The organism is Haloactinomyces albus (assembly GCF_031458135.1).
In the GTDB taxonomy this organism is placed as follows: domain Bacteria; phylum Actinomycetota; class Actinomycetes; order Mycobacteriales; family Pseudonocardiaceae; genus Haloactinomyces; species Haloactinomyces albus.
On the sequence record NZ_JAVDXW010000001.1, the window covers coordinates 3,736,684 to 3,756,721 of the forward strand.

17 protein-coding genes are annotated in these 20,038 nt (G+C 66.7%); 14 read left to right on the forward strand and 3 right to left on the reverse strand.

What is annotated here, in order from left to right; genetic code table 11:
- Positions 1-134: 134 nt before the first annotated feature.
- The 7 genes from JOF55_RS17880 to JOF55_RS17910 all read left to right on the forward strand — a co-directional run bounded on the left by JOF55_RS17880 (position 135) and on the right by JOF55_RS17910 (position 6,819).
- Positions 135-980, forward strand: a complete 846-nt coding sequence (locus JOF55_RS17880; protein WP_310275713.1) for a helix-turn-helix transcriptional regulator — start codon at positions 135-137, stop codon at positions 978-980.
- A 15-nt stretch (positions 981-995) separates the two neighbouring features.
- Positions 996-2,462, forward strand: a complete 1,467-nt coding sequence (gene sufB / locus JOF55_RS17885) for a Fe-S cluster assembly protein SufB (protein WP_310275715.1) — start codon at positions 996-998, stop codon at positions 2,460-2,462.
- Between the two features lies 1 nt (position 2,463).
- Positions 2,464-3,669 carry a Fe-S cluster assembly protein SufD gene (gene sufD / locus JOF55_RS17890; protein ID WP_310275717.1) on the forward strand — a complete coding sequence of 402 codons (1,206 nt, stop codon included), beginning with the start codon at positions 2,464-2,466 and terminating at the stop codon, positions 3,667-3,669.
- A 112-nt stretch (positions 3,670-3,781) separates the two neighbouring features.
- Positions 3,782-4,555, forward strand: a complete 774-nt coding sequence (sufC, locus tag JOF55_RS17895; protein WP_310275719.1) for a Fe-S cluster assembly ATPase SufC — start codon at positions 3,782-3,784, stop codon at positions 4,553-4,555.
- Positions 4,552-5,925 carry a cysteine desulfurase gene (locus JOF55_RS17900; RefSeq protein WP_310275721.1) on the forward strand — a complete coding sequence of 458 codons (1,374 nt, stop codon included), beginning with the start codon at positions 4,552-4,554 and terminating at the stop codon, positions 5,923-5,925. Before sufC ends, JOF55_RS17900 begins: the two co-directional genes overlap by 4 nt.
- A 10-nt stretch (positions 5,926-5,935) precedes the next feature.
- A complete protein-coding gene (sufU, locus tag JOF55_RS17905) occupies positions 5,936-6,397 on the forward strand; it encodes a Fe-S cluster assembly sulfur transfer protein SufU (RefSeq protein ID WP_310275723.1) in 462 nt (153 codons plus the stop codon).
- The gene (locus JOF55_RS17910; protein WP_310275725.1) at positions 6,394-6,819 is read left to right on the forward strand and encodes a metal-sulfur cluster assembly factor; all 426 of its coding nucleotides are present in this window, start codon (positions 6,394-6,396) and stop codon (positions 6,817-6,819) included. Before sufU ends, JOF55_RS17910 begins: the two co-directional genes overlap by 4 nt.
- A gap of 161 nt (positions 6,820-6,980) precedes the next feature.
- Here JOF55_RS17910 and JOF55_RS17915 read toward each other — a convergent pair whose 3' ends face one another.
- Complete coding sequence (locus JOF55_RS17915; RefSeq protein WP_310275728.1) at positions 6,981-9,596, reverse strand: MFS transporter; 2,616 nt, start codon at positions 9,594-9,596, stop codon at positions 6,981-6,983.
- 62 nt (positions 9,597-9,658) lie between these two features.
- Here JOF55_RS17915 and JOF55_RS17920 point away from each other — a divergent pair, with 62 nt between their 5' ends.
- On the forward strand, positions 9,659-9,901 hold the full coding sequence (locus JOF55_RS17920) for a hypothetical protein (protein WP_310275730.1): 243 nt from the start codon (positions 9,659-9,661) through the stop codon (positions 9,899-9,901).
- An 84-nt stretch (positions 9,902-9,985) separates the two neighbouring features.
- Here the strand turns inward: JOF55_RS17920 and JOF55_RS17925 are convergent, their stop codons facing one another.
- Positions 9,986-11,812: a GGDEF domain-containing protein gene (locus JOF55_RS17925; protein ID WP_310275732.1), complete on the reverse strand. Its 1,827-nt coding sequence runs from the start codon at positions 11,810-11,812 to the stop codon at positions 9,986-9,988.
- Positions 11,813-12,093: 281 nt separating this feature from the next.
- Positions 12,094-13,335 (reverse strand): lycopene cyclase family protein, encoded by a 1,242-nt coding sequence (locus JOF55_RS17930; RefSeq protein ID WP_310275734.1) that lies wholly within the window; start codon positions 13,333-13,335, stop codon positions 12,094-12,096.
- 69 nt (positions 13,336-13,404) lie between these two features.
- On the opposite strand from JOF55_RS17930, the gene JOF55_RS17935 reads away from it, so the two are divergent.
- The 6 genes from JOF55_RS17935 (at position 13,405) to JOF55_RS17960 (ending at position 20,009) form a co-directional block, all read left to right on the forward strand.
- A complete protein-coding gene (locus tag JOF55_RS17935) occupies positions 13,405-14,988 on the forward strand; it encodes a deoxyguanosinetriphosphate triphosphohydrolase family protein (RefSeq protein WP_310275736.1) in 1,584 nt (527 codons plus the stop codon).
- On the forward strand, positions 14,985-15,656 hold the full coding sequence (locus JOF55_RS17940) for an acVLRF1 family peptidyl-tRNA hydrolase (RefSeq protein ID WP_310275737.1): 672 nt from the start codon (positions 14,985-14,987) through the stop codon (positions 15,654-15,656). Before JOF55_RS17935 ends, JOF55_RS17940 begins: the two co-directional genes overlap by 4 nt.
- 212 nt (positions 15,657-15,868) lie before the next feature.
- Positions 15,869-17,497: an ABC-F family ATP-binding cassette domain-containing protein gene (locus tag JOF55_RS17945; RefSeq protein WP_374727307.1), complete on the forward strand. Its 1,629-nt coding sequence runs from the start codon at positions 15,869-15,871 to the stop codon at positions 17,495-17,497.
- 285 nt (positions 17,498-17,782) lie between these two features.
- Positions 17,783-17,992: a helix-turn-helix domain-containing protein gene (locus tag JOF55_RS17950; protein WP_114454220.1), complete on the forward strand. Its 210-nt coding sequence runs from the start codon at positions 17,783-17,785 to the stop codon at positions 17,990-17,992.
- Between the two features lie 199 nt (positions 17,993-18,191).
- On the forward strand, positions 18,192-19,001 hold the full coding sequence (locus tag JOF55_RS17955; RefSeq protein WP_310275741.1) for an enoyl-CoA hydratase/isomerase family protein: 810 nt from the start codon (positions 18,192-18,194) through the stop codon (positions 18,999-19,001).
- 291 nt (positions 19,002-19,292) lie between these two features.
- On the forward strand, positions 19,293-20,009 hold the full coding sequence (locus tag JOF55_RS17960) for an Imm1 family immunity protein (RefSeq protein WP_310275743.1): 717 nt from the start codon (positions 19,293-19,295) through the stop codon (positions 20,007-20,009).
- The last annotated feature ends 29 nt before the right edge of the window (positions 20,010-20,038 follow it).

A 20,038-nucleotide genomic window follows, 5' to 3' on the forward strand; every position in this document is an offset into this window, starting at 1 on the left:
GGTCGGATGCCCGGCTCCGATCGAGCCGGTGATCGTCGACTGCTTCGCCTGCCGCCACATTGAGAAAGCGTAACGAGGTGAGCCAGGTCACACAGCGACCCCGTGGGCTGGCACTGCTCGGCGAAATAGGTAACATGAGTGTTGTGAAAAACGCCGGGACGTCTTCGCCTGCCGCGGCGGCCGACACGGGCCCTGCGGCGCAGAGCCTTGGCAAGCAGGGCTCTGCGCAGCAGAGTGCGGCCGGACAGGCAGGCGACGGACGTACCCGGCACACGGTCGCGCGGTTACTGCTCGAGCAGGGGCCGATCACCGCAGTGGAAGTGGCCGAGGCGCTCGGTGTGAGTCCGGCTGCGGTGCGCAGGCACCTGGATGTGCTGGTGGCCGAAGGCGAGGCGTGGGCCCGGGAGTCGTCGCGCCGTGGCCGACGTGGTCGTGGGCGGCCCGCGAAGCTGTTCCTGCTCACCGAAGCGGGACGGGCACGATTCGGTCACGCCTATGACGATCTCGCGGTCTCGGCATTGCGCTTCCTCGCCGAGCAGTCCGGGGAACAGGCCGTGCGTTCGTTCGCTCAACAACGGATGGCCACCCTGGTGGACCACCACCGCGAGGCCCTGGCGGCCGGAAAAACTCCGGCCGAACGTGCCGAGGTACTTGCCAACGCGCTGACCCGCGAGGGCTACGCTGCCTCGACACGAAGTGTCGGCGCTGGTGAGCAGCTCTGCCAGCACCATTGCCCGGTGGCGCACGTCGCTGCGGACTTTCCGCAGTTGTGCGAAGCCGAGACGGAGGCCTTCGCCGAAGTTCTCGGCATCCACGTGCAACGGTTGGCCACCATCGCCAATGGCGATGCGGCCTGCACCACGCATGTACCGCATACGCGGTCCGAGCGACCGGGCGCGCACGACCGCTCGGAGACCGACCTGACCTCTGCCGGTCCGGATGTATCAGGACCGGTAGAACACCGCCGCCCCGATTCCTGATGGAGGGGAGTCCGTATGACTGCCGCTGCGGAGCAGCGCACACCCACCACGGTGCCGAACACCTCTGATCAGCCCCTGACCCAAGAGGAAACCCTGGCCACCCTGGGCAACTACGAGTACGGCTGGGCCGACCCGGACTTCGCCGGTGCCGATGCCCAGCGTGGCGTGGACGAGGACGTCGTCCGCCACATCTCGGAGCAGAAGGGTGAGCCGGAGTGGATGCTGGAGTCGCGGCTGAAGGCGCTGCGGCTCTTCGAGCGCAAGCCGTCCCCGAACTGGGGTGCCGATCTCTCCGGTATCGATTTCGACAACATCAAGTACTTCGTCCGGTCCACCGAGGAGCAGGCCCAGACCTGGGACGACCTGCCCGAGGACATCAAGACGACCTACGACAAGCTGGGGATCCCCGAGGCGGAGAAGCAGCGGATGGTCGCCGGGGTCGCCGCTCAGTACGAGTCCGAGGTGGTCTACCACCAGATCCGCGAGGACCTGGAAGCCCAGGGCGTGGAGTTCCTGGACACCGACACGGCGCTGCAGAAGCACCCGGAGATCTTCAAGGAGTACTTCGGCTCGGTCATCCCGGCCGGGGACAACAAGTTCTCCGCGCTCAACAGTGCGGTCTGGTCCGGTGGCTCGTTCATCTACGTGCCCAAGGGTGTCCACGTCGACATCCCGCTGCAGGCCTACTTCCGGATCAACACCGAGAACATGGGCCAGTTCGAGCGGACGCTGATCGTGGTCGACGAAGGTGCCTACGTGCACTACGTCGAGGGCTGCACGGCGCCGATCTACTCCAGTGACTCGCTGCACTCGGCGGTCGTGGAGATCGTGGTCAAGAAGAACGCGCGGTGCCGCTACACGACCATTCAGAACTGGTCGAACAACGTGTACAACCTGGTCACCAAGCGGGCCAAGGCCGAAGAGGGCGCCACCATGGAGTGGGTCGACGGCAACCTCGGCTCCAAGGTCACCATGAAGTACCCGTCGGTGTTCCTGATGGGCGAGCACGCCAAGGGCGAGGTTCTGTCGGTGGCTTTCGCCGGTGAGAACCAGCACCAGGACGCGGGCGCGAAGATGGAGCACATGGCTCCGCACACGTCCTCGTCGATCGTGTCCAAGTCGATTGCCCGCAACGGGGGACGTACCTCCTACCGCGGCCTGGTCAAGGTTGCCAAGCGCGCCAACCACTCGGCCTCCAACGTCAAGTGCGATGCGCTGCTGGTGGACAACGTCAGCAAGTCGGACACATATCCCTACGTGGACGTGCGTGTGGATGACGTGTCGATGGGTCACGAGGCCACCGTGTCCAAGGTCAGTGACGACCAGCTGTTCTACCTGATGCAGCGGGGCCTGACCGAGGACGAGGCCATGGCGATGATCGTGCGCGGATTCGTGGAACCGATCGCCCGTGAGCTGCCCATGGAGTATGCACTGGAACTCAACCGCCTGATCGAGCTGCAAATGGAAGGGGCCGTCGGCTGAGATGACGGAGTCGACAGTCGAGAAGTCCGGCCTGCACGGCCTTGAAGAGCATTCCCACGGAGCGGACTCCGGACTGGACCAGCAGCGTCCGCAGGAGTCGCGGGGGCATCGCTTCACCTCCTACGACGTGAACGCCTTCGAGGTGCCCGGCGGCCGGGAGGAGGACTGGCGCTTCACGCCGATGAAGCGCCTGCACGGATTGCACGACGGTTCCGCCGCGGCGACGGGTTCGCTCCGGGTGGAGGTCAGTGGTGACTCCGCCGCTCGAGTGGAGACCGTGGGCCGGGACGACCAGCGGTTGGGTGCGGGCGGTGCGCCTTCCGACCGCGTGGCCGCGCAGTCGTGGAGTTCCTTCACGGAAGCCACCGTGGTCACGATCGGCAAGGACACGCAGGCCTCGGACCCGATCACCATCACGGTGCACGGACCGGGCAAGGGAGAGACCGCCTACGGACACCTGCAGGTGCGGGCCGAGCCGCTCTCCGAGGCCGTGGTCGTGCTGGACTACCGCGGTTCCGGTGTGATCGGGGACAACGTCGAGATGGTCGTGGAGGACTCGGCGCGGTTGTCGGTGATCACGATCCACGATTTCGCCGACGACACCACCCAGGTGTCCTCCGAGCACGCCCATCTCGGACGGGACTCGGTGTTCCGCCACCTCGCGGTCACCCTCGGTGGAGACCTGGTCCGGGTCAACACCAAGGTGACCTTCGGTGACCGTGGTGGTGACGCCGATGTGCTCGGGGTGTACTTCGCCGACAGCGGCCAGCATCTGGAGCACCGCCTTCTGATGGATCACGCACAGCCGAACTGCCGCAGCAACGTCACCTACAAGGGTGCGCTGCAGGGCGACTCGGCGCGTTCGGTCTGGATCGGCGATGTCCTGATCCAGGCGGCAGCCGAGGGGACGGACACCTTCGAGCTCAACCGCAACCTGGTGCTCACCGAGGGAGCGCGTGCCGACTCGGTGCCCAACCTGGAGATCGAAACCGGAGAGATCGCAGGCGCCGGTCACGCCAGCGCGATCGGGCGCTTCGACGACGAGCAGCTCTTCTATCTGCAGGCTCGGGGCATTCCCTACGACCAGGCCCGCAGGTTGGTCGTCCGCGGATTCTTCGGCGAGATCCTGCAGAAGATCACGGTTCCCGAGGTTCGCGAGCGGCTGGAGGCCGCGATCGACGAGGAACTGGCGGCAGTCGGCACATGACCGGCTCACGGCCGGAACACGTGAGCGTTCCGGCCGTGGCCCGTGTCGCCTCCCCGCCGCGGCACCCACGACATCTTTTTCGCGTCACAACACCAGGAGAAGAACGAACACGATGGCCACCCTGGAAATCAAGGACCTGCACGCCGAGGTCGAGACCGAGGAAGGGTCCAAGGAGATCCTCACCGGTGTCAATCTGAGCGTGCGTTCGGGCGAGACGCACGCGTTCATGGGACCGAACGGGTCCGGCAAGTCCACGCTCGCCTACGCGATCGCCGGACACCCCAAGTACAACGTCACCTCGGGCTCGGTGCTGCTCGACGGTGCGGAGGTCCTGGAGATGAGCGTGGACGAGCGCGCTCGCGCGGGCCTGTTCCTCGCCATGCAGTACCCGGTCGAGGTTCCGGGAGTGTCGATGTCGAACTTCCTGCGCAGCGCCGCCACCGCCACCCGGGGTGAGGCGCCGCAGATCCGCCACTGGGTCAAGGAAGTCAAGCAGGCGATGAGCAATCTCGAGATCGACGAGTCGTTCTCCGAGCGCAGCGTCAACGAGGGCTTCTCCGGTGGAGAGAAGAAGCGCCACGAGATCCTGCAGCTCGACCTGCTCGAGCCGACCTTCGCGATCCTCGACGAGACCGACTCCGGCCTGGATGTGGACGCGCTGCGTGTGGTCTCCGATGGGATCAACCGCTACACCGAGAACGGTGACAAGGGTGTCCTGCTGATCACGCACTACACCCGGATCCTCAAGCACATCAAGCCCGACTACGTCCACGTGTTCGTCGGTGGCCAGGTCGTCGAGTCCGGCGGCCCGGAACTGGCCGACGAGCTCGAGGAGTCCGGCTACGTCCGCTTCACGGGAAAGAAGGAGGCAGCCGTCCAGTCATGACCGTTCAGCCTCCTCGCACCTCCGCTGTGGGCACTTCCGAGGGGGACACTCCCCTCGAAGCTGCGGCCACGGGTGCGAGCACCACTGCCGCTCCGCTGGACGTCGCGGCGATCCGATCGGACTTTCCGATCCTGACTCGCACGGTCCGCGACGATCGCCGGTTGGTGTATCTGGATTCCGGGGCCACGTCTCAGCGCCCCCGCCAGGTACTCGACGCGGAGCGATCCTTCCTGGAGACCTCCAACGCGGCCGTGCACCGTGGTGCGCACCAGCTTGCCGAGGAGGCTACGGACGCTTACGAGGACGCGCGCGCCAAGATCGCCCGCTTCGTGGGCGTCGGGGTCGACGAGGTGGTGTTCACCAAGAATGCCACCGAAGGGGTCAATCTCGTCGCCTACGCGATGAGCAATGCCGCCACGGCCGGGGCGGAGGCGGAACGGTTCCGCCTCGAGCCGGGTGACGAGGTCGTGGTCACCGAGATGGAGCACCACGCCAACCTCGTGCCCTGGCAGCAGTTGTGCCAGCGCACCGGGGCGACGCTGCGCTGGTTCGGAGTCACCGACGAGGGACGTCTCGACCTGTCCGGCGTCGACAGCGCCGATAGCGTGATCACGGAGCGTACGAAGCTGGTTGCCGTGAGTCACCAGTCGAACGTGCTGGGCACGGTGAACCCGCTCGAGGAGATCGTGCGCCGGGCACACCAGGTCGGGGCGCTCGTCGTGCTCGACGCGTGCCAGTCGGTCCCGCACGGGCCGGTCGATTTCGGTGAGCTGGGCGTGGATTTCGCGGTGTTCTCCGGGCACAAGATGCTCGGGCCGTCCGGGATCGGTGTGCTCTACGGCCGCCGCGAGCTGCTCAAGGCCATGCCGCCGTTTCTCACCGGTGGCTCGATGATCGAGCTCGTGCACATCGACCGTTCCACGTTCGCCGAGCCGCCGCAGCGGTTCGAGGCGGGGGTGCCGATGACCTCGCAGGTTGTCGGGCTCGGTGCTGCCGTCGACTACCTGTCGGTCGTGGGCATGGAACGCATCGCAGCTCACGAGCACCGGCTCACCGAGGCGGCCCTGCGCGAGTTGTCCGCGATCGACGGTGTCCGCATCATCGGTCCCGCAAGCACCGAGCGCCGAGGTTCGGCCGTGTCCTTCGTCATCGACGGTGTGCATCCGCACGACGCGGGGCAGGTGCTGGACAGCCAAGGTGTCCAGGCACGAGTCGGACACCACTGCGCCTGGCCGCTGCACCGCAGGATGGGTGTGCCCGCGACGGTCCGGGCCAGCTTCTACCTGTACAACGAGCTCGATGAGGTCAAGGACTTGGCGGAGGCGATCCGCGAGGCCCAGCGCTTCTTCGGTGTGACGTCGGCCGGCTGAGGAGTTGGTGATGCAGCTCGAGCAGATGTACCAGGAGATCATCCTGGACCACTACCGCAACCCGCACCGGCATGGCCTGCGTGATCCGTTCGACGCGGAGTCCTTCCAGGTCAATCCGGTGTGCGGGGATGAGGTCACTCTCCGCGTGCAGTTGACCGGTTCCGGAACGGACGCGACGATCGAGGATGTCTCCTACTCGGGGCAGGGATGCTCGATCAGCCAGGCATCCACCTCGGTGATGACCGACCTGGTGGTCGGCCGTCCGCTGCAGGAGGCACTGACAAAAGAAGCTGCCTTCTCGGAATTGATGCAGGGACGCGGTCGGATCGAGCCCGACGAGGACGTCCTGGAAGACGGCATCGCGTTCGCGGGGGTGGCGAAGTACCCGGCTCGCGTGAAGTGCGCGCTGCTGGGCTGGATGGCTTTCAAAGACGCCGTATCGCGCGTTGTCGACGAGGTGGGAGCGTCATGACCAGTACGTACGACCAGACTCAGACACAGGACCAGGAAAGCGCCGAGGTGCAGCGTGGTGCCGAGGGAATGCCGGAGGCTCCGGCTCCCCGTGCGGATCTCGCGGCGGTCGAGGACGTCGAGGAAGCCATGCGCGACGTCGTGGACCCCGAGCTCGGCATCAACGTGGTGGATCTCGGCCTCGTCTACGGGGTGGAGGTCGAACAGGACAATTCGGCCACCATCAACATGACGCTGACCTCGCCTGCGTGCCCGCTGACCGATGTCATCGAGGATCAGGCGCGGTCGGCGTTGGTGAACACCCCCGGTGGTGGACTCGTTAACGACTTCCGGATCAACTGGGTGTGGATGCCGCCGTGGGGGCCGGAGAAGATCACCGAAGAGGGCCGCGAGCAGTTGCGTGCACTCGGCTTCACGGTCTGAGCCCGAGCTGGGCAAACCGATAGCGGGCCCCGGCGGCGTTCGCGCTGCCGGGGCCTCGTTGTGCGGGCCCTGTGTTTCTTTCGGCTCTCGCCTCTTTCGCGAGTTCGGTCAGGACCGTGCAGGCACGGTCCTGCCGTCCCACGGTTCGAGTGCTCCGCTGATTACTCCTCGGAGGACTCGTCGGTGGACTCGCCCGTGTCCTCGCCGGATGATTCGGCAGGACCGTACATGCTTCGCGACAACCTACGGATGTCTCCTTCGTCGACGGCGATACTCAGTGCCTGCCCGAACTTTCCCGGACCCCAGTAACGAGCTCCGACGAGTTGGGCGAGTTCCCGGCGGTTGGTGGGTCCGTGCTCGCTCAACGCTCGAACCAGCATGCCGATCTCGCGATCCGGCTCGCTTTCGATGTCGGTCCGTGGGGAGCGCACATCGAGGCCACCCAGCCGGGCGCTGCCGAGTATTGAGCCGGGCCCGGGACGGAACCGCCGCAGTCCGTGGCGTTCTCTTTCCTGCCTGCGGGCTATCCGTTCCCGGATGAGCCGTTCGGTTTCGCGGTCCTGCTGCTCCCGTTCCGCGATTTCGGCACGCTGCGCCTCGACCTGCTCGGTGGTGTGGACATCGCTGTACAAATCGTCCGCGGCGGCGCGATGCTCACTCGAACGCACGCGCTCGTCGGCGGCCAACGCCCGCGCCTGTAGCTCCGCTTCCTCGTGCTCGTAGCGCCGTGCGGCATCGTCGTCCTGCTCGGCGCGAGCCACCTGGAGATCGGCCAGTTTCTCGTGCCGGTACGCCCAGGCGAGGTGCATGTCGGCACGGGCCTGCGCGACAGCGGTGCTCGTCTCCTCCGCCTCGCCTGCCGCGGACCGGTTCTCCTCGGCCAGCGCTCGTTGTTCCTGGGCCCGGCCCCGTTCTGCGGCCGCCTCGGACAGAGTGAGGTGGTAGCGGGACTCGGTTTCCTCCTCGGCGGTCAGCGCCGTGGACCGTTCCGCGAGTGCGGTGGCCCGGTGCTCCGCCGCCTGTGCGCAGGCACGGGCGATGGCCATTACCCGTTCGTCGTCGGTTTCCTCGACCCGTGCGAGCTCGTCGTGTGCGGTCGCTCGCTCATCGAGTTCCTGGGCACGGAGGTCGGCGGCATCGGCCAGTGCCTGTTCGGATTGCTCCTGTTCCGCTGTGCCGCTGCTGCGCAACTCGTGGACGGCGGCCCGGTGCTCGGCGGCCTGCGCACGGACCTGTTCGGCTTCGGCGCGGCGCCGGGTCGCCTCCAGGCGCTGCCCTCCTTGCTGCGGTGCTTCACCCTGCTGCTTCTGTTCTTCGCCCGGTGGCTCACCTTCCTCGGCTTCCTGCGCCGTGAGTGGTTTGGCGAGGTTTTCGAGACTGGTCTGCTCGGCGCGCACGCCCAGGAACAGCTCGGCTATGCCCCCCAGCGCCATCACCCCGGCGCCGAGGAGGAAGGCGATGGCGACATAGATTCGCTGATTGGTGCCGATGAGCTGCCCGAACAGCAGTGGCCCCGTGATCCCGCCGACCGCGGTGCCCACGGCGTAGAAGAACGCGATCGCCAGCGCCCTGGTCTCCATGGGAAAGATCTCGCTGACGGTCAGATACGCGGAACTGGCACCGGCCGAGGCCAGGAAGAAGACCGCCACCAACAGGGCGAGGAACGTCCACCGGCTGAGCATTCCGTTGATGAACAGAAGCGTCAGAGGAATGGTGAGCACGGCCGATCCCAGGTAGGTGCCCGCGATCATGGGGATTCGCCCGACGGTGTCGAAAAGCCGCCCGAGTATGACAGGGCCGGCGAAGTTGCTCAGTGCGTAGATCACGATGAAAAGCGGCACGATGGCCGAGGCCACCCCGTAGAAGGTGCTCAGCAGGGTACCCAGGTTGAAGGTGACCCCGTTGTAGAGGAAGGCCTGACCGGTGAACAGCGCGATCCCGAGCACCGAGCGCCTCGGGTAGAGCTTGAACGCGGTCTCGGCGATCATGCGGAACGGGATTCTCCTGCGCTGGCGAATGGTGATCGACTGATCCGGCTCCGCCAGTCGCTCGTCGGCTTCCTCGGACACCTCGCTTTCGATCCGGTTGACGATGCGCTCGGCCTCGTCCTGCATGCCGTGGATGAACAACCAGCGTGGGCTTTCCGGCACGTGCCGCCGCACGAGCAGGATTCCCAGGCCGAGCACGGCGCCGACGGCGAAGGCGAGTCGCCAGCCGAGCCAGGTCGGGAAGATGGCCTGGTTGAGGAAGAACACGGCGGCCGCCGCACCACCGGCGGCTCCGAGCCAGTACGAGCCGTTGATGATCAGGTCCACCCGGCCGCGCACCCGGGCCGGGATGAGCTCGTCGATGGCCGAGTTGATCGCCGCGTACTCGCCGCCGATGCCCGCACCGGTGAAGAATCGGGCCAGGTAGAAATACCAGGGGGAGAAGGCGAACGCGGTGGCCACGGTGGCCACGAGGTAGACGAGCAGGGTGAGCATGAACAGCTTCTTGCGGCCGAACATGTCGGTGAGCTGGCCGAAGAACAGCGCTCCGAGGCAGGCACCCAGCACGTAGATGGCCGCGGCGATACCGATCTGACCAGAAGTGAGGTTGATGCCGCTGCCGGGCTCGGTCAGTCGTGCGGCGACCGAGCCGACCATGGTGACCTCGAGGCCGTCGAGGATCCACACGGTGCCCAGGCCGACCACGACACGCCAGTGGAACCGGGACCACGGTAGCCGGTCCATGCGTGCGGGTACGCGGGTTTCGATCGTTCCGGTCTGGATCGCCATCGTTTCGGAGGTACCCGCGATCGCGGCTGTATAATCCGGACAAACCGAGTAATCTGGCCGGTATGTGGAGCTGCCGACTGCTCGGCCACAAGTACCGCTTCCGCGCCGAGGGCCCCGAGATGCTGTGGGCGTGTGAACGCAGCTGCGGCGCCGGAGGGTCCAAAAGCTACGCCACCGCCGCCGACGCGACTCGCTATGCCCGTGCGTTCGACCGGCAGGACAGTGACGACCTCGGCAGGCGTGCCCCGTTGATCGGCCTGCTGCCGCTGCGCATGTGGCGCGCGCTGCGCCGATCCGGGCGATGATGCCGAAAGGCCGGGCCATGCTGCGATGCCCGGCCGTACTGAAAGCACTCGACTGAAAGCACTCGCCGGGGCGGTTCGCGCCGTTCAGTGGTTCTTCGGAGGTATCCGACCGTCCTCGGACGGCCGAGGAGATTGTCCGGTGTGGAACTTCCGGGTGGGTTCCTCGGAGTTCGGTTCCCGGGCGAGGAATTCGCGGGGTGTCCGTGCGGTGCCGGACTGCTTGCCGCGCAGCACATCGACGCGATCGGAGCCGGGGCGCGACATGACCCAACTCGACCCCTGCAGCGATTTCGCGCTGTGCTTCAGCGGGGCGAGCAGGTGGGAGATCTGCTCGTAGGAAGACGCGCTGCCTTGCGTGCACACCAGTGTGGCCAGGGACAGGCTGACTGCGCTGTCGCCGGCATGGCGTTGTGGATCGAGCAGCATCTCCGAGAGCGTGACCAGATCGTCGAGGTCGGCGACCAGCAGGAAGTCGTCGCCGCCGACGTGTCCGACCTGTACGGACTTGATGGACGTGGCGGCGTCGGTGAGACTGCGCCCCACGGAGCGGATGAGATCGTCTCCGGCGGAGAACCCGACCGAATCGTTGACACTCTTGAATTCGTCGATATCCAGCCAGCTCACTGCGAAGACCTCACCGGCATCGATCCTGCGGGCAACGTCCCTTTCGATCGCCTCGCTTCCGGGGAGCCGGGTCAACGGGTTGAGGGAAGCGGCTTCCTGAATCTTCAATTCGGTCATGCCGCGAATCAGATGACCGGCGCGCACCGTGCCCAGGCACCGGCCGGACTCGTCGACGACGATGGCATCGTCATACATCCGGTACTGGTCGGATCCGGTAACGAGTCCGAGGGCCTCCATCGCCGTGGTCGCCGTGGTCACCACGCGGGGTTCGTCGGCCAGGCGGGCGGCCGGACGCTGGGCATGCAGCGCATGCCCATAAGGACCGGTTACCGCGAGCAGGAAGCGGTTGCGATCGACCGACCACTGCGGCCTGTTGTGGTCGTCGACGAGCACAACACCGTTGATTTCGGGATGGTCGGCGAGCACACCGCGCACCCTGTCGGCGGTCGCATCGGCAGGCAGCATCGTGGCGGGAGAGAGGAATTCGGTGACGCGAGGCCCCGCTGCCGTGGTGCTAAGCGTCCGACCATGGGGGTCGGTGACCTCGGCCGCCACGTCGGGAACGCTGAATGTGGTCGGCGGTCGCCGGGCGGGTGGAGCGAGCAGGTTGCCCTGTACCAATGGGGCACCGTGGCGGCGTAGCGCCTGCAGCTGTGGCTCGCTCTCCACGCCTTCGGCGACGAGCCGGGCCCCGATGGCGTCACAGAGCTGCTTGACCGATTCGAGTACCGCTGTGCGGCCTGCGGATTCCGGTAGGCCCGATACCACCTCCGGGTCGAGCTTGACCATGTCCGGTTCGAGGTCGGCGAGCAGGGTCAGGGCAACATCGCCGTGACCGACCCCGTCCAGCGCGATGTGGTATCCGCGGGAGCGCAGCTGTTGCACACCCGTCAGCAGGAGGGCGGGATCGAGGCGAGTGAAGGGTGGCCCGATTTCGAGGGTGACCTCATGTGGATGGCGTCCCACGGTGTCGAGCTTGTCGTGCAGCTTGTCCAGGAGTCCGAGATTGTGGGTGACGGTGCCGCCGAAGAGGTTCAGATGCAGGGGGAGCAGTGTGTCGTGCTCGACGGCCGACATGACCGCCGAGACCGCCAGATCGACGTCGAGCTCGGCCAGCTGCCGCGCGCGTGCTGCTTCCCGGAAGAGGTCCCATACGTCACCATCGGTCGGCCGGGCGAGGGCCTCGACCGCCACAATCGCGCCGGTTCTGACATTGATCACCGGCTGGAATGCGAAGCGTACTCCGTTCGCAGGGCCGAGTACGAGATCGATGTCACCCGCACTCATGATGTTCCATCGAGCATGTCCACGATTCGTTCACCGACATCCGGAGTTCCACTCTTCAGGGAGGATGCGCCGTCTCCTCGACAACGTAGCGCGGTTCCACAGAAGCGAGCAGCCATCATACCCCTCGATTGTGTCGATAAACACAGCGGAATGGTCATGTCTTGTTACTGCGGGTGGCAGAGGAGGTTCGTGGCACGCGTCCGATGATCGTTCGACGGTGGTTCGGTGACCATCCATTTCCAAAACACTCCCCGGTCGGAATTGTCGAGACCGTGTCGGTCCTATCGCTGCGGAGTGAGAGCACCCGTCAGCAGATATTGCCGCACGCTCCACGGAGCCGAATGGAAAGCCGCTGCCATCGCAGCAGAGGTGCCCGAAAGATCGATTTCCGGGGCCAGGAATGCCCATCGGTGCTGATCCGGCAGCGCGAAAAACACCTCGAAGAACTCGCGGACTCGGTGCGGCGGCATGGACAACAGTGCCCGAAGCGCACGCAGCCGCAGCCCGTGGCCCGCCCGTGCGCTCGGTGGCCACAGCAAGGACCATGCCGCCTCGGCGGCGGTGGCGGGGTTCCCGCTGCGGCCCCCGCCGAGGCTCCCACCGAGTCCTCCGCCGAGGGCGCCTGCGATCCAGGGCGCCAGCCGGAGCGAGGCCGCGACACTGAATCCCGTCGCGGGATGCACCATCCCGGCTGCTGTTCCGAATGGCACCACTCCGGCCCTCGGTTCGAGCGGGCCGAGGCGGCGCTGCTGCGGGAGGGGATCGTCCACCGGGAACCGCACACGCTCCTCGACCGCTCCGGCCGGGGCGGTGATTCCGGCGGCATCGAGCCGTGTGAGCAGTCTGCGGCGCAGGTGAGCCAGCGGCAGGGCCGGGCGCCGGGCCAGGGAGGTCTCCTCGAGCAGGACCCGTCCCCGCGCCACGGGCACCACGTACAGAAAGGTCGGCGGTTCCCCCTCGGCACCGGGTACCGGCCGCCAGTCCATGAACACGCCGGTTCGGGCCCCGGGTGCCGTCCCACCCCCGAGCATCGCCCCGGCTTCGCTCGCATCGACCACCACGCCGACGGCGGTTTGCTGTGCCGGGACTCGCGCCGGACGCCCACCCGAGAGCACGCGCGCGGCCCCCGAGGCATCCACCACGATTGCCGCGGCGAGGCGCCTGCCGTCCTTCAGGTGCACGGTGGAACCGGAGGGGCCGTGCTCGGCTCGGGTGACCTTGCCGGTCACCTCGGTCACGTCCGCACGCCACAGGTGCTTCCACAGGGCGGTGTTGTCGAGGACCGCGTACGGCCGAGTCCACTCGTGCGGTGTTGTCGTGCCGATCGCCAGCATTCGGTCCGCGACGGTGGCCAGTGCCTCCCGCGCCACACCGGCGGGCAGTTCGTCGCGCCAAGCCGCATAGGTGTGCGGCCACCCGCGGCGAGGTGCCGGATCGACCAGGCTCACCCGCATTCCGGCGTCACTGCAGGACGAGGCGACCGCGCGCCCCGCGGGACCGCCACCCACGACGAGGACATCCACCACTCGATTATCGGATCACGTCCGGCCCGCTCGGCGCTCGGTGACCGCCATCGGCGATAACGTGAACCCATGCAGACAGAGTCCGGACCTCTCCGAACGGGGCGGCGCGGCGCCCGACTCGGATATCCTCAGCCGCCCGGTGATCTCGCAGGCAGTCCCTTCCGCGCCGACCGCGACCGCGTGTCGAGTTCCGCCTTCTTCGCGCGCCTGGGTGGCGTCACCCAAGTGGTCAGCCCCAGCGGGTCGGGTCTGCTGTTGCACAATCGGCTGACCCACAGTCTGAAGGTCGCACAGGTGGCCAGGGCACTCGCCGAAAGGCTGCTCGCCGAGCCGGTCGAGGCCGAACGCCTCGACCGGCTCGGCGGCTGCGACCTCGATGTCGTGGAAGCGGCCGGACTCGGCCACGACCTCGGGCATCCGCCGTTCGGGCACCTCGGTGAGCGGGTGCTCGACCGGGTGGCCCGGCAGCGGTTCGCACTGCCCGACGGGTTCGAGGGCAACGCGCAGTCGTTCCGGATCGTCAGCAACATCGACGTGCGCGGCGCCGGTGGGGACGGGCTGGACCTGACGGCCGCTGTCCGGGCGGCGTTGCTGAAGTACCCGTGGACCCGGCTGGTGCGTCCACAGCCGCATCCACGCCGACTGCCGGTACCGCCACGGGGAGCGTCCGAGCCGGACGAGGGCCCTGGTACCGGCTCGGCGAAGTTCTCCTGCTACGTCACCGAGCTCGATGACATGCGGGACTGTCGCGCGCCGTTCACCGACCGGGTGGAGGACTGGCAGCAGACCGTCGAGGCATCGATCATGGACACGGCCGATGACATCGCCTACGCCATCCATGATCTGGAGGACTTCCACCGGGTCGGCATCCTGCAGCACACCACCGTTTCCCACGAGCTCACCGAGTGGCTCGAGCACTCCGGTGCACTGGCACGGGTCTCCGATGCCGAACTCGAACGATCCGATGACGCGCCGGGACGCTCGCTGGAAAAGCTGCGGCGTCGCCTGCACGCCAAGGACTCGTGGATCGCCGCCGATGACGCCTTCGTCGACGCGGTGAAAAAGGTCGTCTCGGACCTGGTCACCAAACTGCTGAAGGTTCCCTTCGACCGCTCCAAGCAGGCCGAGCAGGCCGTGGCCGCGTTCTCCGGGGAATGGACCCGTCGGTTGGTGCGGGGAGTCAGGGTCGACGAGAAGCCGAGCACCCGCTCCGGGCACGTCACCTTGGACAGCGAGCAGTGGCACGAGGTGCAGGTCCTGAAGTTCGTGCATCGCCGCTTCGTGCTCCAACGACCGGACCTGGCACTGCATCAGCGCGGGCAGGACCGGCTGTTGAGCAAACTGGTGGAAGCCCTGGACAACTGGCTGATCGACCGCAGTGAGGCCGCTCGGCTCCCGTATCGGCTCCGCGATCTGTTCGACCACGCACAGGACGAGTTGCACCTGCTCCGGCGCGACGATCCGGACACGCTGGTGCTGCCGGGAGAGCGGCTGCCGAGCGGCTCCTCGGCCGAGGAGCACGTCGAGCGCATGGCCCGGGGACGTGCGGTGGTCGACTTCGTCGCGTCGTTGACCGACGATCAGGCCGCGGCACTGTTGGAGTCCTTGTCCGGGCGGACCACGCAACTCTGGGCCGATACCTTCGTGTTGTGAGCCGGGTCAGGCAGTTATCGGGTGGCGGCCGTGCGGTCGAGGTCGACGCGCACCGGCTGGCGGGATGGTTCGACCGCTTCGTGGACGGTCACGGTGGGGCCTCGACGACGCACGTCGAATCACGCCGGGTGCGGGTACGGGCGTGCGACGGAGCAGTGGCCCTCGTGCACGTCGCCTTCGAACCGTTGCCCACCACCGGGGACGAGCATCCGGGGCTGGCGGTGTCCACCCTGGTCGAGCATGCCTGTCGAGCACGCCGTATCGGGGTGGTGCTGGTGCGGCTCGGGGCCCACAGCGTGGGGATTTCCGCCGGGGGCAAGGTCGTGGAGTCCTCGACCGATCGTCATCCGGTGCACGGCAGGAACAAGGCGGGAGGCTGGTCCCAGCAGCGCTTCGCACGCAGGCGTGCGGACCAGGCGCGCCGTTCCCTGCAGGCAGCGGCGGACGCCGTGGCCCATGTCGTGCTGCCCGAGCAGGACACGCTGGACGGCCTGGTGCTCGGAGGTGACCGCAAGGCATTGGCCACCCTCGGCGAGGATTCCAGACTGAGTGCTCTGCTCGCCTCGGCCGAAAGCAGGGTGCTGGACGTGCCGGAGCCCCGGCGTGCGGTCCTGGACGAGGCAGCTCGCCGTGCGATCGCCGTCGAGGTGCAGGTCCACGACCCGTGACCGGGCCGGAGGCCGGCGGTGCGGTGATCCGAGGCACCGCCGTCGGTGGTGTGGCGCAACACGCTTGTGGCCATCGGTACACTCGGCGAGTGGTCCTCATGCGCGCTGCGGTTCTCTTCGTCGATGAGTTCGACGATGCCGCTCGCCGGCTTTCTCCGCCTGCGGGTGCTCATGTGTGCGTGTCCGCTTGACCACTACTTCCGGAGTTTGTGTTGATTTCTGCCAGCGGCCTCGAACTGCGGGCCGGCTCTCGTATCCTGCTCTCCGACGCCACCCTGCGCGTCCAGCCGGGCGACCGCGTGGGATTGGTCGGCCGCAACGGTGCGGGCAAGACGACGACTCTGCGGGTGCTCGCCGGGGAGGGGGAGCCCCACGCGGGTGAGATCGTGCGCCGCGGTGAGATGGGCTACCTTCCGCAGGATCCGCGGGAGGGGAATCTGTCGGTGCCTGCCAAGGATCGTGTGCTGTCCGCGCGAGGACTCGACCAGATCATGCGGGACATGGAAAAGGCCCAGTCCGAGATGGCCGAGCTGGTCGACGAGCGGCAGCGGGACCGAGCGATCACCCGCTACGGCAAACTCGAGGAGCGCTTCGCGACGCGGGGTGGGTACGCGGCCGAAAGCGAGGCCGCCCGGATCTGCGGCAACCTCGGGTTGGAGGACAGCGTGCTGCATCAGCCGCTGCAGACGCTTTCCGGGGGGCAGCGCCGTCGAGTGGAACTGGCCAGGATTCTGTTCGCCGCTTCGGAAGCGGGTCCGGGGGGCACCTCGGCGACGACCCTGTTGCTCGACGAGCCCACCAACCACCTCGACGCCGACTCGATCAACTGGCTGCGCGACTTCCTCAAGGCCCACGACGGTGGGCTGGTGGTCATCAGCCACGACGTCGACCTGCTCGATGCCGTGGTGAACAAGGTCTGGTACCTCGATGCGGTGCGCGGCGAGGCCGACGTCTACAACATGAACTGGAAGCGCTACCAGGAGGCGCGGGCCGACGACGAGAAACGACGTCGCCGCGAGCGGGCCAACGCCGAGAAGAAAGCCGCCACCCTCAAGGAGCAGGCCGACAAACTCGGCGCCAAGGCCACCAAGGCCGTGGCGGCCAAGAACATGGCCAAGCGGGCCGACAAGATGCTCGAGGATCTGGACGAGGAGCAGTCCTCGGAGAAAACCGCCAAGATCCGCTTTCCCGAGCCCGCGTCGTGTGGCCGCACTCCCATGACCGCGAACGGGCTGTCGAAGTCCTACGGTTCGCTGGAGATCTTCAGCGGGGTGGACCTGGCCATCGACCGCGGATCGAGGGTCGTGGTCCTGGGGCTTAATGGTGCGGGCAAGACGACCCTGCTGCGGTTGCTCGGCGGCATGGAAACGCCGGATTCGGGAGAAGTCGTGGCCGGGCACGGCCTGCGGGTCGGCTACTACGCGCAGGAGCACGAGACCCTGGATCACGACGAGAGCGTGTGGGCGAATATTCGCAGGGTGGCTCCGGAGACGCCGGAGCAGCAACTGCGGACCTTGCTGGGGGCGTTCCTGTTCGGCGGAGAGCAGCTGCAGCAGCCTGCGGGCACGCTGTCCGGGGGCGAGAAGACCCGGCTGGCGCTGGCCGGTCTCGTCTCCAGTGCCGCCAACGTGCTGTTGCTCGACGAGCCGACCAACAACCTCGATCCGGCCAGTCGGGAGCAGGTACTCGAAGCCTTGCACAGTTTCACCGGGTCGGTGGTTCTGGTCACGCACGATCCCGGTGCGGTGGAGGCACTGGAACCCGAACGGGTGATCCTGCTTCCGGATGGCAATGAGGATCATTGGTCCGAGGAGTATCTGGAACTGGTACAACTCGCCTGATCGAGTCGCGCTCGCCCGTTGATGATTCCCGGGTGAATGCGCGCCTGCGGGGCGGTTTGGCCCGCCGGGGGAACGTGATCGGCAACTTCGTCCGACACTATCGGGTAATGGTGTTGTCCCGATCATGGGAACACCGGTGCATTTTCATGATCATCAGGAGTATATCTCGACCGTTGCAGGATCTTTTTCCATGATCGCCTGGCGTTTGCGGCTTTCCTGTTCGATCATTGCCTCGACAGGGGTCGCGAGCGGCCCGACCTGTTCGACAGGGAAGGCGGGGACACTGTGGCTGACCTGAAGAAGGGTGCGCGCATTACCGGAAGCGCACGCGACAAGCTTGCCAGTGACCTGAAGAAGAAGTACGAGAAGGGGGCCAGTATTCGTGCCCTCGCGGAGCAGACAGGCCGTTCATACGGTTTTGTTCACCGCGTTCTCAGCGAGTCGGGAGTGCAGTTGCGTGGTCGTGGGGGCGCGACACGCACGAAGAAGAAGTAAATACGGCGATGAGGAGTGCGTGCCCGGCACCATGGATGCCCGTGGACGGCGTGGCACCCATGGTGCCGCCGGGTACACGGCCGTGCTGCCGTCCTGGGTTCACGGGCGGTGCCGAGCCGAGCGGGGGAATTCGTCCATGATCGATCGGTAAGGTGGTACTCACCTGACCGGCCATTGATGAATCGCAACGGAGGACCGCTTGGCGGACTCGGCAGTGGATGTCGACCTGTTGGACCGTGGTGGCGTGCGGCTCACGGTTCACGGATCGCGGGCCACCATCTCGCTCGATCGACCGGATAAACTCAACGCACAGACGCCGCACATGTGGCAGGCGTTGCACGAGATCGGCCAGAACCTCGATTCCGAGGTTCGCGTCGTCGTGGTTCGCGCCGAAGGAAGATCATTTTCTGCGGGGCTCGACCGTCGACTCTTCGGATCCGAAGATGTCGAAGGAGCTCCCGGATTGATCTCACTCGGACAACGGCCGACGGAACAGGCCGATGCCGAGATCGCCCTGTTCCAGCAGGGGTTCAGCTGGCTGCGTGAACCTGACCGGGTGACCATTGCCGCCGTACAGGGACACGCGATCGGTGCCGGTTTCCAGCTCGCGCTGGCCTGCGATCTTCGAGTCCTGGCCGAGGACGCGAAGCTGTGCATGGCCGAGACCGGGTTGGGGCTCGTCCCCGACCTCGGCGGTACTTTGCCGCTGGTCCAGACGGTGGGGTATGCCAAGGCCGTCGAAATCTGCCTGACCGGCCGGGAGGTCCCGGCAGCCGAGGCGGCGGAAAACGGACTGGCCAACTCGGTGGTACCCGTCGATGACCTGGCCACGTCGACCGATCGGCTCGCGGAGGCCGTGGCGCAGGCACCGGCGGGGGCAGCTCGTGAGACGTTGTCCCTGCTGTCGCAGGCCAACGAAGCCGTGGACCCCGAGCAGCAGCTTGCTGCCGAGCGCGCCGCGCAGCTGCGCAGGATCTCCGATATGACCGAGCAGCTCGGATACGGCTGAGAATCGCTCGGCGCCGGTGGGCAGCCCACCTCCTCGAGCAGGATCCAGCGCCGTAGGCGGTGGAATGCCGGGTAGGTGGCTGCCGGGACTCGGACCGCATGGCTTGCTGCGGAAATGGCGCTTCGCACACGAAAAAACGCGACCGGTAGTCTTCCGAGGGCGAGATCCTCGCCACCGCTGCGAGGGGAATCGGACGCTGAGGCCACCGGTCATCTTTTCGGCCGAGGGCCGATGGCATCATGATCTTGAAAACTCGTGTGCGTAGCACCATCCCGTGGGGCCAAGGAAGAGATGCCGAATCCGCTGTCGCAAGACGAGTCCGGACCACTCGAGCCCGATGCGGACGTGTTCGCGCGGCTCGCCGACGTGCCGCTGGAGATCATCGACAAGCTCATCGAGACCACCGAATCCGCCTATACCGACCTCAACAGGGTTCGCGGGAATCCGTACTGGGGTGATCTCGTCCTGCAGCAGAGTGCTGTGCTCCGGGCGTTGAACGAGGCCAGGGAAGGACTTGACGGTTTCCGGGCGGAAGCGGTGGGTGCGCGCAACACCGAACTGGGGATCACGGTGGCCACGGCCGTCATCGACGGTGAGCGGCACTATGCCGACCGCAACGACGAAAAGCCGTCCCTGGTCGACCGGTTGCTGCGTCCGCAACAGCCGGGCCGAGCATGCCATCTCTACCTCTGGGATCGGCCCTACGAGGACGAACAGCTCCCCGGCCCGTACCAGCAGGTCCGTGTGGTCACGGCAGCCGAGGAGGAGCTGGGGGTGTTGAACTTCACCGAGGAGACCGAAGAAGGGGAGCTGCTGTCCTGGCATACGTGCAATCCCCGTCCACGAGACGGTGCGCCGGTTCTGCGGTTCGACGCCGGGAGTCCGCTCGCGTTCCCACGTGATGCGGTGCTGCCCTTGGCGGAGGTGCGTACGGCACTGATCGAGTTCACGCGAACCGGTCTGCGCCCGGAATCCGTGCAGTGGCAGCAAGCTCGCTGGGGCGAGTAACCGTTCCGTTGCGCTTCCGAGCTTCAGAT

Excerpts from the sequence above, each read along its gene's own strand:
- JOF55_RS17900 (WP_310275721.1), top strand. The coding sequence starts at position 4,552 with ATGACCGTTCAGCCTCCTCGCACCTCCGCTGTGGGCACTTCCGAGGGG.
- JOF55_RS17880 (WP_310275713.1), top strand. The coding sequence starts at position 135 with ATGAGTGTTGTGAAAAACGCCGGGACGTCTTCGCCTGCCGCGGCGGCC.
- JOF55_RS17925 (WP_310275732.1), bottom strand. The coding sequence starts at position 11,812 with ATGAGTGCGGGTGACATCGATCTCGTACTCGGCCCTGCGAACGGAGTA.
- JOF55_RS17920 (WP_310275730.1), top strand. The coding sequence starts at position 9,659 with ATGTGGAGCTGCCGACTGCTCGGCCACAAGTACCGCTTCCGCGCCGAG.
- sufD (WP_310275717.1), top strand. The coding sequence starts at position 2,464 with ATGACGGAGTCGACAGTCGAGAAGTCCGGCCTGCACGGCCTTGAAGAG.
- JOF55_RS17935 (WP_310275736.1), top strand. The coding sequence starts at position 13,405 with ATGCAGACAGAGTCCGGACCTCTCCGAACGGGGCGGCGCGGCGCCCGA.
- JOF55_RS17910 (WP_310275725.1), top strand. The coding sequence starts at position 6,394 with ATGACCAGTACGTACGACCAGACTCAGACACAGGACCAGGAAAGCGCC.
- sufU (WP_310275723.1), top strand. The coding sequence starts at position 5,936 with ATGCAGCTCGAGCAGATGTACCAGGAGATCATCCTGGACCACTACCGC.
- sufC (WP_310275719.1), top strand. The coding sequence starts at position 3,782 with ATGGCCACCCTGGAAATCAAGGACCTGCACGCCGAGGTCGAGACCGAG.
- JOF55_RS17960 (WP_310275743.1), top strand. The coding sequence starts at position 19,293 with ATGCCGAATCCGCTGTCGCAAGACGAGTCCGGACCACTCGAGCCCGAT.
- JOF55_RS17915 (WP_310275728.1), bottom strand. The coding sequence starts at position 9,596 with ATGGCGATCCAGACCGGAACGATCGAAACCCGCGTACCCGCACGCATG.
- sufB (WP_310275715.1), top strand. The coding sequence starts at position 996 with ATGACTGCCGCTGCGGAGCAGCGCACACCCACCACGGTGCCGAACACC.